At 73.3% G+C, this 13,157-nt stretch carries 12 protein-coding genes; 5 read left to right on the top strand and 7 right to left on the bottom strand.

The genetic code is table 11. The annotated features are described in order from the left end of the window. The first annotated feature begins 3 nt into the window (after positions 1-3). Positions 4-936 carry an EthD domain-containing protein gene (locus tag WME85_RS32940; RefSeq protein ID WP_437827069.1) on the top strand — a complete coding sequence of 311 codons (933 nt, stop codon included), beginning with the start codon at positions 4-6 and terminating at the stop codon, positions 934-936. Then, entirely contained in the window at positions 933-1,316 is a 384-nt protein-coding gene (locus WME85_RS32935; RefSeq protein WP_437827068.1) for a carboxymuconolactone decarboxylase family protein, read from the top strand. The genes WME85_RS32940 and WME85_RS32935 overlap by 4 nt, the downstream gene beginning before the upstream one ends. On the opposite strand, the gene WME85_RS32930 is transcribed toward WME85_RS32935, so the two are convergent. The 3 genes from WME85_RS32930 to WME85_RS32920 form a co-directional block, all read right to left on the bottom strand. After that, positions 1,317-1,733 (bottom strand): family 1 glycosylhydrolase, encoded by a 417-nt coding sequence (locus WME85_RS32930; protein WP_437827067.1) that lies wholly within the window; start codon positions 1,731-1,733, stop codon positions 1,317-1,319. Positions 1,734-1,744: 11 nt separating this feature from the next. After that, positions 1,745-3,232 carry a hypothetical protein gene (locus tag WME85_RS32925; protein WP_437827066.1) on the bottom strand — a complete coding sequence of 496 codons (1,488 nt, stop codon included), beginning with the start codon at positions 3,230-3,232 and terminating at the stop codon, positions 1,745-1,747. A 351-nt stretch (positions 3,233-3,583) separates the two neighbouring features. Continuing rightward, positions 3,584-4,096: a hotdog fold domain-containing protein gene (locus tag WME85_RS32920; RefSeq protein ID WP_437827065.1), complete on the bottom strand. Its 513-nt coding sequence runs from the start codon at positions 4,094-4,096 to the stop codon at positions 3,584-3,586. A gap of 546 nt (positions 4,097-4,642) precedes the next feature. Here WME85_RS32920 and WME85_RS32915 point away from each other — a divergent pair. Next, positions 4,643-6,058 carry an RNA polymerase sigma factor gene (locus WME85_RS32915; RefSeq protein WP_437827064.1) on the top strand — a complete coding sequence of 472 codons (1,416 nt, stop codon included), beginning with the start codon at positions 4,643-4,645 and terminating at the stop codon, positions 6,056-6,058. A 37-nt stretch (positions 6,059-6,095) separates the two neighbouring features. Here the strand turns inward: WME85_RS32915 and WME85_RS32910 are convergent, their stop codons facing one another. From WME85_RS32910 to WME85_RS32900, 3 genes are read right to left on the bottom strand one after another with little or no spacing between them, the layout of a single operon-like run. After that, positions 6,096-8,321 carry a hypothetical protein gene (locus WME85_RS32910; RefSeq protein WP_437827063.1) on the bottom strand — a complete coding sequence of 742 codons (2,226 nt, stop codon included), beginning with the start codon at positions 8,319-8,321 and terminating at the stop codon, positions 6,096-6,098. Next, entirely contained in the window at positions 8,318-9,742 is a 1,425-nt protein-coding gene (locus WME85_RS32905) for a hypothetical protein (RefSeq protein WP_437827062.1), read from the bottom strand. Before WME85_RS32905 ends, WME85_RS32910 begins: the two co-directional genes overlap by 4 nt. After that, complete coding sequence (locus tag WME85_RS32900; RefSeq protein WP_437661250.1) at positions 9,739-10,053, bottom strand: hypothetical protein; 315 nt, start codon at positions 10,051-10,053, stop codon at positions 9,739-9,741. The genes WME85_RS32905 and WME85_RS32900 overlap by 4 nt, the downstream gene beginning before the upstream one ends. A gap of 325 nt (positions 10,054-10,378) precedes the next feature. Here WME85_RS32900 and WME85_RS32895 point away from each other — a divergent pair, with 325 nt between their 5' ends. Further along, entirely contained in the window at positions 10,379-10,573 is a 195-nt protein-coding gene (locus WME85_RS32895; RefSeq protein WP_437827061.1) for a hypothetical protein, read from the top strand. Then, positions 10,563-12,344, top strand: coding sequence for an ATP-binding response regulator (locus tag WME85_RS32890; RefSeq protein ID WP_437827060.1), 1,782 nt, complete (start codon positions 10,563-10,565; stop codon positions 12,342-12,344). Before WME85_RS32895 ends, WME85_RS32890 begins: the two co-directional genes overlap by 11 nt. A gap of 21 nt (positions 12,345-12,365) precedes the next feature. On the opposite strand, the gene WME85_RS32885 is transcribed toward WME85_RS32890, so the two are convergent. Then, positions 12,366-13,133: a glucose 1-dehydrogenase gene (locus WME85_RS32885; RefSeq protein ID WP_437827059.1), complete on the bottom strand. Its 768-nt coding sequence runs from the start codon at positions 13,131-13,133 to the stop codon at positions 12,366-12,368. Between the last annotated feature and the right edge of the window lie 24 nt (positions 13,134-13,157).

Raw genomic sequence — 13,157 nt, 5'->3', positions numbered from 1 at the left:
AGAATGGGAGCTATCGATCATTCGATCCGGGATCGGAACGGCAAATTGGCCTTCTACGTGCTCCTGTGGAGGCGGCGCGGGATCTCCCTCGCCCTGTTCGACGATTACTGGAAGAACGTGCACGGCCCCGTTTGCGCCAGGCTTCCGGGCCAGGAGCAATACTGGCAGTTTCACCTGGATCGGGGCGAGGGCGGTCTCTTGCCGGACATCCCGGGGGTGGATGTGGATTGCCCTGAAGAGGCGCGGTTCGACGGCATCGCCGAGCTGAGCTTCGCGACCGAGGAGGACCGGGCGACGTGGTTCAAGGCCGCTGCGATCCTGATGGACGACGAGCACAACCTGTTCAGGAAGGCGATCGGATACACCACGAGCGCAGGCAACAGCCGCACCTTCGTCGATTGCATCGAGGACGGGGCCCCGAACGGAGCGGTCGGGGTGGTGAAGCTCCACGTGATGCTCCGGAAGGCCCCGCGGATCGACGTGCCGGCGTTCCGCGCGTTTCTGACGGAGCGCCTCGCGCCGGCGATGGCCGGGAGCGAGCGGGTGCTGAAGCTCCGGCTGCACCTGTTCGAGGAGGTCGACAGCTCGCGCCCTGACGCGCCCGGGGTCGTGCACCGGGAGGCGCCGGACGAGCAATACCAGGCGGCCTTCGAGGTGGCGTTCGGCACGCGGCTCGACATGGAAGCGTTCTTCGCGTCCGACGCGTTCGCGCGCATCGCGGCAGAGCTCGGGCGCCACGTGAGCAGGATGCGCCCGTTCCTGGAGCGCACGGCGCATACCTTCGTGCACGGAGGCCGGATGACGACGTCCGGGCAGCGCGGCGCGATGGTGGCCGAGCTGATCGAGGGCATCGGGGCGGTCAATCAGCTCGAGGATGACGTGGTCGACCTCATGTTGACCGGGCGCCTGGGCGGCAGCGCGGGAGAATGGCGATGACGAGCAAGGTTCGGTTCGAGGAGAACGCGGTGCTCGGGGACGAGGAGCTGCAGGCGTCACTGAAGTCGGTGAGCCCGAGGTGGGGTGATCTTTGCGTGCGAACGGCCGGCGAGGTGTGGGGTCTGCCGATCATCCCGCAGAAGACCAAGGCGCTGATCGCCGTGGCGATCGATGTGGTCACGTGCAACGTGGGCGCGACGAGCCCGCTCGACGTTCACGTGCGCATGGCGCTCAAGCAGGGCGCGACGCTGGACGAGCTCGAGGAGCTGCTCCTCTTCCTGTCCATCTACGCGGGCTTCAACAAGGTCGCGAGCGCCCTGGCGATCCTGAAGCGGGTCGACGACAGCGGGGAGGCGCGCTCGGGCGACCCGCCGCGCTAGCTAGTTCCCGCCGCAGCGCTCGAGCCCCTCCGCCTCCGGCTCCGCCGTCATCGGCCCCTCGCCGCCGTACGCCGCCCGCAGCGCGCCCGTGAGCGCGCGCCCGCGGGCGATCTCGCCGAGGACCTCGGCCCCCTTCGTCGCCGTGCGCTCGTAGGAGCCGTAATCGACGGTGTAGAGCCCGAACCGCGGCGCGAACCCCTCGGCCCACTCGAAGTTGTCGTAAAGGCTCCAGTGGTAGTAGCCGCGCACGTCGACGCCCTCGCCCCGCGCGCGCTCGATCTGCTCGAGGGCCCGCACGACGACCTCGGCCCGCCGCTCGCCCACCCGGGTGGCGATCCCCGACTCGGTGACCACGAGGGGGGCGAGCGCGGCGCGGCCGCGCCGCGCGGCTGGACCTCGCCTGCGGTGGGCGGGCATGGGGGAGGGGCTCAGTTGATCGGGGGGATCTCGGTCTTGCAACCGACGCGGAGCTCGACCTGCCCGCCCTCGCGGAACTGGGTGCAGGTCGCGGGGCACATCACGATCTTCGTCGGCGCGCCGCCGGTCGCGGGGTCGACGTCGTAGTACCAGCCGCCCGCCGTCGCGTCACAGCTCGCCTCGTCGCCCACGTAGAAGATGGTCGACGAGCCGTTGCCGCCGGGCGGCGTGTGCTCGACGTTGAGCGTCCCGTAGTCGAGCGTCTGCCCGGAGGACGGCGCCGGGACCTGGTACTCGCACGCGAGGCTCTTGCCGCGGATCTCGGTGAGCGCGTCGAGGAAGGCCTGCGTCACGTCGGTGCTCGTGTCGATGAAGAACGCCGATGTCGTCCCGCCGCCCTCGGCGATGAGGTCCATCGTCTCCTGCGCGCCGTCGTCGTTGCCGTCGAAGACGCCGATCACGAAGGTGGAGATGCTCGGCGTGCCGCTCACCGCCGCGCTGGCGATCTCCGCGATGCCGCCGGCGCTCTGGGGATCGCACTCGGTGGGCATGCCGTCGGTGGCGAGCACGGTGACGACGCGGTGGGTGGGGTTCGCCTCGGCGTGGGCGCGGGCCTGCGCGAGCGCGCCGGAGAGGGCGCCGGCGGTCGGCGTCGCGCCGAGCGGCTCCTTCCCGGCGATCGAGGCGACGAGCGCCTGGGCCGAGGCGGTGTCGAGCGCCGCGATCGGCACGTCGGGCTGCGCGTAGACCTCCGCGTTGCACGAGTCCGGGTGCGCGCACTCGCTCTCGGTCAGCCGCACGCACGACCCCCCGCCGCGGCCGCAGCTCGCGCCCGCGGGCGCGCACAGGTCGCCGCTCCCGGAGCACTCGCCGAGGTCGATGCAGGTGTCGCGCGCCCCGCAGTCGGCGTTCGTCTCGCAGATCGTGATCGGCACCGCGCTGCGGCAGATCCGGAGGGCGCACGGCCCGCCGGGGCCGCACTGAGAGCTCGCCGTACACGTCTCGGGCACGTCGGGGTCGCGCAGCGGGAAGTACTGGAGCCCGACGCCGAGCCCCGCCGACTGCGGGTCGGTGAAGAACGCCTCGAGCGCCTCGGTCACGGCGTCCCACTTGCTCACGTTCCTCGAGATCTCCTCCTCCATCGACCCCGACGCGTCGAGCATGATGTAGAGATCGAGCGGCACGAGCTCCGCGGTGCTCGTCTCGCCGGCGCAGGAAGCGCCGCCCCCGGCGCCCTCGCCCGAGCCGCTGCTGGACGCGGCGTTGATGCCCCCGATGTCATCGCCGCTGGAGCTCGAACCCGAGCCCGTCACCGACCCCGTCGGCGCGCCGGTGCCCGCGCCCGACCCCGCGCCCGTTCCAGCGCCCGACCCCGCGCCCGAGCCGGCTCCACCCCCGCCGGCTCCATCGCCGCCAGAGCCGCTCGAACCACCACACGCCGCGAAGAACACGCCGAGCGCTGTCGCGGCGAGTGCCATCTTCGTTGATCGGTTCTCCATGATCAGGATCGAAACACCCCGGAACGCCTTTGTCGAGTGTGCGTTTCCCGGGGATCCATCCAGGTCCGGATCTGGTGTGGTGCGGGGTGAGACTCCACGGGAAAGGTGAGAATGACACCCGGATGTCAACTGTGCTTCGGGGCACAGGAGCGCGCTGGACCTCAGGGTGCCTCGGCGCACAGGGCTCCTCCGGAGCGCGATGGGGATCGGCTCTGAACAGGGGGCTGAGCGGCAGGAGGCGGGAAGGAGCGCTCGAGGCCTCCCGCCGTCCCGCAGAGGGCTTTCCGCCCTCTCACGTTCATGAGCGATCCTTGCGGGCTGCGCGGGCGGCGCGACCGCCGCCGGCGGAGCTCAGGGCTGCTTCTTCGGGCCGACGAGGCTGCGGAGGGTGGCGCGGGCGACCTCGGTGCCAGTCGCGTCTCGCAGGCTCACGGGGATCTGGTATTCCCTGCGTTCGCTGGTGTCCGGGACAGGGCACTCGCAGACGGCGCGGATCGTGCCGCGGGCCTTCTTCAGGTACTCGATGGAGAGGCCCGCGACGATGAACCGGGCGTCGTCGGGCAGCGAGTACGCCAGCGCCGTGTTGCCGGTGAGCTCGGCGAGGTTGACGAGCGCCACCGCGTGCACGGAGCGGAGGTGGTTGCGCAGCCCGGGCCGGTCGCGCATCGTCACCTCCGCGCGGCCGCGCTCGAGGACCTCGATATCGGCCCGGATCGAGCTCGTGTAGGGGGCCATGACGCCGAGGGTCTTGCTGAACAGGCGCTTGCCCCCCGGCACGTGACGTAGCTTGTCCCAGAGGTCGCGAAGGACGTTGCGGCGTGAGCTCGCCGTGAGCGAAGCGAGCGAGAGATCAGAGAGGTTCATGCGATAGATCCGCCTGGCGGCGCAGCGTGCCTCAAGTGGCCCGCGAGCGCACCCGGAATGAGGCGTCGAGGCGCCTGTGCGTGAACGACGGCGGCCAGGGCGCGGCCGTCGCCGGCGCCGCCGTTGCCGCCGTTCGAGCAGCGCCGCCGCGCGCGTCGCTGGGTCCGGGCCGCCCCGGCGACGGGCGGGAGATCTCGTTGTCGCGACCGCCCGCCGCCGCCGCTCCGGGCTCGGCCCCGGCGCGGGTCTCGGACGCCTTCGCCTGGCCACCTTCTGGCCGGCGCCTGGACGTCCAAATTATGTCCAGGGAGTTCTCCTGGGGCCGGCAAGGCGGCTGAAATTACCAATTCGCCGCGAGAATTGTCCAGGCGCTGGTCATTGAATGGTTGGATGGATCCGGGAGCCCACCGGCGCCCTCTTTCGTGCGGATTTCGCCGTGTTCCCCGCGTGCTGGCGCGGGCAAGCGACCGTCCGGCGCCGGCGCGCGCGCCGGCGCACCTGCCACGGGCGGTAAACGCCCGTCTACGGCCGGAATTGGGCTTATGTATGACACGACCTCGTCGCCCGGGCCAAGGTGGTCCACCCGAGAAAGAGCGGGCTTTCGAGCTGCTCTTTCGTGAGAAGACGTTCGCGCTCGTATGGCGCTGGCTGACGCGCCTGGGAGTCCCGCTGCGCGACCGTGGAGATCTCGCGCAGGACGTCTTGCTCTCCGCGTACCTGAGCTTCGACAACTACAAGCCTGAGATCTCCCGGCCTGAGCGGTGGCTGAACAGGATCGCCGTCCACACCGCCGCGCACTACCGGGAGCGCGCCCAGCATCGCTATGAAGAGCTGGTGTCCGAAGAGGAGTTCCCGGTCCTGGTCGATCAGTCCAAGACCCCGGACGAGCTGATGATCTCGGACCAGGAGCGGCTCATGGTGCTCGAGCTCCTGCACCACCTCGACGTCGACGCGCACTCGATCCTCGTCGCGCACGACCTCGACGGCGTCCCGATGGCGGACCTCGCGCAGCAGCGCGGAATCCCGCTGTCCACGGCGTACAAGTGGCGCGCGCGCGCGCTCGCCCTGTTCCACGATATCGTCGCGAAGCGCCGGCGGGAGGACCGCAAGAAGGAGGGCCCGCGCTTCGTGGTGCCCGTGGATCTGGCGGCGCTCTTCGCCACCGCCCGCGTCGCGCCCCGCGTGCCCGAGGACGTCCGGCTCTCGATCCTCCGCGGCGTGCAGGAGTCGGCGCGGGCGATCGAGGAGGGCGGCGCCGGGAAGGCGGCCGCTGGCCTCAACAAGGCGCTGAGCGACGTCACGACGTGGCTGAAGGGGCTCTGGAAGCTCCTGCACCAGCTGCTGCCGAGCGCGGGCGTGGGGCCCCTCGTCGCCGCGCCCGTGGCGGCGGCGGTGGTCGCAGGGGCGATCTGGCTCGCGCTCCGATCGCCCGAGCCGCCGCCCGATCCGCCGCCTGCGCCGGCGGTGATGCACGTCGGCCCCGCCATCACCGCCGCGGTGCCGCCGCCCGTCGAGCCCGAGCCGCCGGCGCTGCTCCCTCTGCCGGCCGTCGCGGAGCCGGTCGAGCCGCCGCCGAGGAGCGCCCCGGAGCCGCGGCGCCAGCGCCTCCCCGAGCCGGAGAGGGTCGAGCGCGCGCCGGAGGCCGCGGAGCCCGCGCCGCCGGCGCCGCCCGCGGGCGGGCTCACGACGCCGGGCGGCGACCGGGACATGGCGCTGTTCGAGGCGTGCAGCGCGGCGCTGGATCGGCGCGATGGGAGCCAGGCGATCAGAGAGCTCCAGCGGTACGAGCGCGAGATGCCGAAGAGCGCCTTCGGGTCGGAGCGGACGGTGCTCTGGATCCGGGCCCTCCGGCTCGCGGGGCGCCACGACGAGGCGAGCGCCCTGCTCGCGCAGGCCCGGGGCGACTCGTCGATCAAGCAGGGCTTGCTCGACGAGCTCGACGAGAACGTGTCCGGACCGTGAGCGATCCTCGCGCGGCGCACCGCAGGCCCGCGGGCGCTCAGTCGCCCGCGTACGTGCCGAAGCTCGCGCTGCGGCTCGCCGAGACCTGAGGGGCGGCCTGGCCGACCTGCACGACCGCGGAGAGGAACGCGGCCGGCTTCAGCCCCTCGTCCGGCCCCGCCTCGTTGGTGATGTACTCCAGCCCGATCCCCGCCAGGAAGCCGAACGACGTCGTGTTGCCGCCCGAGCCGAGGATCGGGACCGTCGGCGCAATGCCGACGTAGCCGAGCAGGCCGACCCTGCCCTCGCCGAGCGTCTGCACGAAGCCGCCGAGCTGCGCCGCGACAGGGAAGGCCCGGCGCTCCACCGGATCGTAGCGGTCGATGGCGAGCGCCACGCCGACGGCGCTGAGCACGCTCCGCGTGACGAGCGGCTTCTCCACCCACGGCGCGCGGGTGATCTGCAGCGTCGCGAGCATCGCCGGGACGGTCAGGTAGGCGCGGAAGCAGCTCCCCGCGGCCTCGAGCGTCTCGAAGTTGTCCTCTCCGCACAGCGGGACCGAGTGGATCGCCACCGAGCCCACGAGCCGCCGGGCGCGCTCCGGATCGCCGGGATCGGTCGAGCGCAGCGAGCTCGCCACGCGCCCCGCGTCGGACAGGAGCACCACCTTGCCCTGCGGGCTCATCGGGTCGCTGTGGACGGCCAGCCGGAGCCGCGCGTCGCCGTCGAAGTCCTCGGCGAGCGGCGGGAGAGGGAACTCCGCGCTGCTCGGCGTGACGATCCAGGTGCCGTCCTGCAGGAGCTCGATCGGCGCGCCGCCCCGCAGCTGGTCGGTGCGCGTCAGCGAGACGTGGAGCGCGAGCGGCGCGACGAGGCGGTGCTTCGTCTGGCCCGTGAGCCGGATCCGGCAGTTGCCCAGCCGGAGCGGCGCCGGCGAGATGACGACCGCCCCGTGCGCGAGCGGCTGCGGCCCAGGGCGCGACGGATCGGCGTCGGGCGCCCGGCGCGGGGGCGGCAGGGCGGCCTGCGCCGGCCCCGCGGGGCCGCCCTGCGCCGCCGCGGGAGGCCCCTGGCGGGCGCCTGCGGGGGGCGGCGTGCCGGCGCCGCCCCGGGGCTGCCCGGACGCGGCGCGCCCCCCTGGCGGGGCCGCGGCGGGCCCCGCGGGCCCGGGCGGGCGCGGGCTCCCCGGCGGCGGGGCGCTCCCGGGGTCCGCGCGGGGCGCGATCGGCGTGGGGCCGCAGTCGACCTTCAGGTCGTCCGCGAGCGGATCGGGGAAGAGGAGCCGCGCGGGGTTCGACTCGACGAGGTTCTCGAGCGGCGGGATCGTGACCCGGTACGTCGCGTTGACCACGTTGCCGGCCGCGGGCTCGTGGAGGTTGAACGCGGTGACGCGGAGCCAGCCGCCGCCCGGGAAGACGCGCAGCACCTTGCCGTCGGGGCGCCCGCAGCCGCCCGAGGCGACCTCGAGGACGGGCACGGTGAAGGTGCGCTGGAACGGCTGCACCCGGGCGTTGCCGCAGCTGTCGACGATGGCGAGGTAGTGGAAGTCGGCCATCTCGGACTGCTTCGGCCACTGCATGCCCAGCGTGAGCTCGCCCGCGTCGGGCGGCGGCGGCTCGGGCCGGCCGTCGCGGCACACGTCCACGTGGTCCACGCTGCCGCGCGCCGGCGCGCCGGCGGGGGACCTCGCGGCGTCGGCGATCGGCGCGACCGGCCGGTACGCGCAGACGTGGCGGTACGAGCGGCGGCCGAGGAGCACCGGATCGAAGTCGAGCAGGCGCTGGCCGTCCTCGCTGAGCCGCCCCCAGACCGTGAGCGGGAGGGGCAGCGTCGGCGTCTGGAGCTTGATCGAGCGGAGGATCTGGTCGCCGATCGGGCTCTGCCCGGGATCGCCGGTCTGCGCGGCGCAGCCGCCGCCGCTGCACAGCCAGCGGCCGCCCCGGCGCGCGGCCTCGATCGGGACCGGATCGGTGTCGCGGACGCTCATCCAGACGCGCCGCGCGTCCGGGAAGATCTCCGGGCCGCCGCCCGACGCCGCCGCGGCGCTCGCCGTGCCCGCCGGGGCGCGCACGACCTGCAGGCTGCCGCCGAAGTCGGCGGGGACGGCCATCGGCGGCGCGCTGGTCGCGCTCCGCGCCCCGGCCGGCGCCGCCGCGGGCGCGGCCTCCTCGTCCGCACCGGCGTCCGTATCGGGCTCGTCCTGCGCCGGCGCCGCCGCGGGCGCCGCGAGCGCGGCCGCCAGCGCGACGGCCGACAGGAACATCGCGGACCTGCGCGCGCTCACGGCGAGCCCTCCTCGCGCGCTGCTGGCGCCGGCGCTGTCTCTGGTCCCGGCTCCGGCTCCGGCTCCTCCTCCGGCTCCGGTTCCTCCTCCGGCTCCGGTTCCTCCTCCGGCTCCTCCGGCTCCGGCGCCACGACGGTGATCGGCTCGGAGGTGCACTCCGGGCTGGCGAGCAGGAGCGGCGTCACCCGGAGCTCCGTCGTCCCCGGCGCGACCGCGACGCCCTGGATGATCGTCGCCTCGCTGTCCTCGCCGCGCAGGGTCACGGACGCCTCGCCGAGCGCGATCACCCGATCGTCGCCGACGGCGAGGTCGACCGGGACGGCGATGCGCACGCGCTCGGCGTTGTAGGCGCTCACCTCGAAGAGATCGCCCGGCGTCCCCGCGGTCACGACGCTCCGGAGGGCGCGCACGCGGAGCAGGCGCGGCTCGGGGTCGACCGTGAGCGACGGGCCCGGCTCGATCGCCTTCTGCCCCGAGCTCACCGCGAGCCTCACCTCGCCGCCGAGATCGCTGAAGCACAGCGTGAAGGGCGGGCTCTCTCCGGTCGCGCCGAGCAGCACGCGCAGGCGCGTGGCGCGGTCGCGGCAGTCGGGGGTGAGCGACAGGGCGGCCTCGCTGTGCAGCGACTCGATGATCACGGGGGCGTGCTCCACCACGCCCGGCGCGTTCTGGGGGGGCGACGCGCGGACGCGCGCCTCGCGCGCCCGGATCGCGCCCGGCCGCCAGGTGGCGCCGAGGTCGTCGGGGAGGGGGCCGATCGTGCACGTGAGCGGCAGGTACGTCGCGAGCACCCGATCGCTGTCGCCGAGGCCCCCCGCGATGAGCGCGAAGTTGGTGGCGTCCTCCGGCAGGCCCGCGGGGAGCACCGTGATCGGGAGCTCCTCGGTGCGGTCGGCCCAGGCGACGACGAGCCGCGCCTCGCCCGACCAGTCGCCCTCGGAGGCGGCGGTGAGGCGGGCGTAGCCCTGCGTGCCCGCCGTGCAGCGGAACGCGCCGTCCTTCACCGCGCACGAGGCCCCGTCGCCCTGCTCGCCTCCGGCCGGGCGCAGCGCGAGCGCCTCGCTCGGGACCACGCGGACCTCGACGTAGGCGCCGTAGGCCGGCTCGTTCGCCTCGGTGAGCTTGAGCGAGACCTCGGTGCGCCAGGGGCTCTGGCGGGGCAGCACCGGCCTGCCCGCCTCGTCGAGCGTGTCGGCCGCGAACAGCGGCCCGGCGACGTCGGCGCGCAGGTCGACCTGCCCGCTCGCGGCGAGCGGGTACCCGCGCTCGATGCAGGCGGCGGCGAGCGGGAGCGCGCCGGCGAGGAGCGCCGCCGCGGCGGCCTCCGCTCCGGGTCGGCGGCGGAGGCGAGGCGAGTGAAGCGCGCGAGGCGCGTGGAGCGCGCGCGAGGCCGGGCGCACGGCCGGTCGAGGGGCGCTCACTTCTGGTAGATCTCGGTGTACTCGGTCCCGAGCGGGTGGCGGTGCCACGCGTAGGCGCGCTGGGGAAACCCGCTCTCGTCCGTGTAGTCGCACGGGCCGAGCTCCCACTCGGTGTGCCAGACGCTCGCGCCCGTCGCCGGGTCGACGGACACCGAGTGCGCGGTCACGTCGCCCTCCGGCTCGTCCGGGTCGTGCGCGACGCGCGTCGCCTCGTCGAGGTAGCGCTCGAGGACGGCGATGGGGACGCGCGCCACGCGCTTGCCCGGCATCGGGATGAGGAACACATCGCTCTCGTCAACAGTGCGGGTCATGGGGCTCTCTTCTGGCGAGCAGCGAGGGCGGCCCTGGAGGCCGCGATCGCCGCCTCCAGGGCCGCGCGCCACGCTGGAGCGCGATCCCGGAGCCGGCGCTCGGCGCTGTCCCTCCGCGCTTCACGCTCCCTCGAGCATACCCGTATCGGGCGGCGCGCGGGAGCGCCTCGCGCGCCGGCGGCGGGAGCGCGCCGCCCGCCGGGGTAACGACGCCACGACGACCGTGCTACTAGCTGGAGCTCAAACGACGGCCTGACGAGCGCCACACGCGCGCTTTCTCGCTCGAGGTTCGCCGGACGGTCACGCGAAACGGAGCCACGCCTCGATGAGCATCCCGACCGAACCCATCGGCAGCATCCCCAGGCCCGAGGCCCTGATCGACGCGGCCTCCACGCGAGACCCCATGGATCCGGCCCTGGAGGCGCTCTACGACGAGGCCATCAAGGCCTTCGCGAAGATCCGATCGCGCGTGATCGGCACCGGCCTCGCGGCGACGATCCTCGGAGTAGATGATGGCTGATCAGGAACAGGAAGAAGAACAGCTCCTGCGCTCTGTCGCCCTGCAGAACGCGCAGAGCATCCTCGCCGCCCCCCAGCGCTCCGAGCAGGAGCTCCTTCGCACCAAGGAGGCGCTCGAGGCGAGGACCGCGGAGCTCGCCCGGTCGCTCGCGTTGATGCGCGCCACGCTCGAGTCCACCACCGACGGGATCCTCGTCGTCGACTGGGCCGGCAACGTGGTGGACTTCAACGAGAAGCTCGTGCTGCTCTGGCGGCTGCCCCGGGAGGCGCTCGAGTCGCGGCAGCTCCAGCCCGTCCTCGAGCTGATCTCGCGGCATTTCACGGACCCGGGGCGCTTCCTCGCGCGCGTGGACGAGATCCAGCGGACGGGGCTCCGGGAGAGCTACGACCTCCTGGAGCTCGCGGACGGGCGGGTGTTCGAGCGGTTCTCGAAGATCCAGACGGTCGACGAGCGCGACGTCGGCCGCGTCTGGATCCTGCGCGACATCACCAAGCGACGGCGCGCCGAGGAGGCGCTGCAGGACAAGACGCGGATCCTCGAGCGCGCCGCCGACGAGCGGGCGCGGCTGCTCGATACCGAGCGGGCTTCGCGCGCCGAGCTGGAGCGCGTCGGCGTCATGAAGGACGAGTTCCTCGCGACCCTGTCCCACGAGCTGAGGACCCCGCTCAACGCCATCCTCGGCTGGTCCGAGCTCCTGCTCGAGCAGAGCGGCGACGCGGCGGAGCTGCGGCAAGGCCTCGAGACGATCGCCCGCAACGCCCGCGCGCAGGCGCAGCTCATCGAGGATCTGCTCGACATGAACCGGATCATCTCGGGCAAGGTCCGGCTCGACGTGCAGCGCACCGACCTCGCGGCGGTCGTGGACGCCGCGGTGGACTCGGTGCGCCCGTCCGTGGAGGCGAAGGGCATCCGCCTCCGCAAGATCATCGACCCGCTGGCCGGGCCCGTGTCCGGGGATCCGAACCGGCTGCAGCAGGTGGTCTGGAACCTCCTCTCGAACGCCGTGAAGTTCACGCCGAGGGGCGGCAACATCGACGTGCTGCTCGAGCGGGTGAGCTCCCACATCGAGATCACGGTGCACGACTCGGGGGTGGGCGTCGCCCCCGAGCTCCTGTCGCAGATCTTCGAGCGCTTCCGGCAGGCCGACTCGTCGACGACGCGGAGGTTCGGCGGCCTCGGCCTCGGGCTGTCGATCGTGAAGCAGCTGGTGGAGCTCCACGGCGGGACCGTCCACGCCGAGAGCCCGGGGGCGGGGCAGGGCTCCACGTTCGTCGTGTGCCTGCCGCTGCACGTCGTCCGCGAGGCGCCCGAGCGCGAGCACCCGACGACGGCGAAGGCCGTCCCGTCGCGGCAAGGCGAGATCGCCCTCGCGGGGATCAAGGTCCTCGTGGTCGAGGACGAGCCCGACGCGCGCGAGCTGCTGAAATGGGTGCTCGCCCGGAGCAAGGCCGACGTCGTCACGGCGTCGTCGGCGACCGAGGGGTTCGATCTCGTGAGGACCGCGCACCCCGACGTGGTGGTCAGCGACATCGGGATGCCCGGGAAGGATGGCTATCAGTTCATGCGCGAGGTCCGCAGCCTGCCGCCGTCGGAGGGCGGCAAGGTCCCGGCGATCGCGCTCACGGCCTTCGCTCGCTCCGAGGATCGGACCAAGGCGATGCTCGCGGGCTATCAGGTCCACCTCGCCAAGCCGATCGAGCCGCGGGAGCTGGCGGCCACCATCCGCAGCCTGGCGGGGCGCACCGGCGACGCGCGCGACGGCGAGGGCTGACCGGCGGCGCGCCGCCCCGGACTACCGCGCCAGCTGCCCGCCGTCGATCGGCAGGGAGTGCCCGTTCACGAACGACGCGTCGTCCGAGCAGAGCCAGGCGATCACCCGCGCGACCTCGTCGACCCGGGCGGGGCGGCCCACCGGGATGGCTGCGATGTAAGGGTCCATCAGCCCTGGATGGTTCGCCATCACGTTGTCGACCATCGGCGTGCCCGTGACGACCGTGGGCGCGACGGCGTTCACGCGGATCCCCTGCGTCGCGTAGCAGAGCGCGGCCGACTTCGTGAGCCCCTCGATCGCGTGCTTCGTGGCCACGTAGATCGAGCCGGTCGGCGCGCCTGTATGGCCCAGCACCGAGGACATGTTGACCACGCTCCCGCCGCCGCCCTGCCGCAGCATCTGCCGGATCTCGTGCTTCATGCAGAGGAACGTGCCTTTGCAGTTCACGCCCATCATCCGGTCGAACACGGCGTCGTCGGCGTCGGTGATCGGCACGAAGTCCTCGCTGATGCCCGCCGAGTTGACCGCGCAGTCGAGCCGGCCCCAGCGCGCCACGGTCGCCGCGACGAGGGCCTCCACCTCGTCGGCGCTCGTGACGTCGACGCGCGCGGACGTGGCCTCGCCGCCGAGGGCGATCGCCTCGCCGGCGACCGCGCGGCACTCCGCCTCGCGCCGCGCGGCGACGACCACCTTCGCGCCCGCCGCCGCGAGCGCGAGCGCCGCCGCGCGCCCGATCCCCGAGCTGCCGCCCACGACGAGCGCGACCTTGTTCTTCAGTGTCACGGACATGACCTCTCCTCCAGCGAACACATC

This window comes from Sorangium sp. So ce1153, from assembly GCF_051521595.1.
GTDB lineage: Bacteria > Myxococcota_A > Polyangia > Polyangiales > Polyangiaceae > Sorangium.
The sequence above is the reverse complement of the archived record's forward strand: the minus strand, read 5'-3'. Positions and strand labels throughout refer to the sequence as shown.

Bases quoted from the DNA above. Each gene is read 5' to 3' on its own strand.
- WME85_RS32930 (WP_437827067.1), bottom strand. From the start codon at position 1,733: ATGCCCGCCCACCGCAGGCGAGGTCCAGCCGCGCGGCGCGGCCGCGCC.
- WME85_RS32940 (WP_437827069.1), top strand. From the start codon at position 4: ATGGGAGCTATCGATCATTCGATCCGGGATCGGAACGGCAAATTGGCC.
- WME85_RS32935 (WP_437827068.1), top strand. From the start codon at position 933: ATGACGAGCAAGGTTCGGTTCGAGGAGAACGCGGTGCTCGGGGACGAG.
- WME85_RS32890 (WP_437827060.1), top strand. From the start codon at position 10,563: ATGATGGCTGATCAGGAACAGGAAGAAGAACAGCTCCTGCGCTCTGTC.
- WME85_RS32885 (WP_437827059.1), bottom strand. From the start codon at position 13,133: ATGTCCGTGACACTGAAGAACAAGGTCGCGCTCGTCGTGGGCGGCAGC.
- WME85_RS32900 (WP_437661250.1), bottom strand. From the start codon at position 10,053: ATGACCCGCACTGTTGACGAGAGCGATGTGTTCCTCATCCCGATGCCG.
- WME85_RS32925 (WP_437827066.1), bottom strand. From the start codon at position 3,232: ATGGAGAACCGATCAACGAAGATGGCACTCGCCGCGACAGCGCTCGGC.
- WME85_RS32920 (WP_437827065.1), bottom strand. From the start codon at position 4,096: ATGAACCTCTCTGATCTCTCGCTCGCTTCGCTCACGGCGAGCTCACGC.
- WME85_RS32895 (WP_437827061.1), top strand. From the start codon at position 10,379: ATGAGCATCCCGACCGAACCCATCGGCAGCATCCCCAGGCCCGAGGCC.
- WME85_RS32915 (WP_437827064.1), top strand. From the start codon at position 4,643: ATGACACGACCTCGTCGCCCGGGCCAAGGTGGTCCACCCGAGAAAGAG.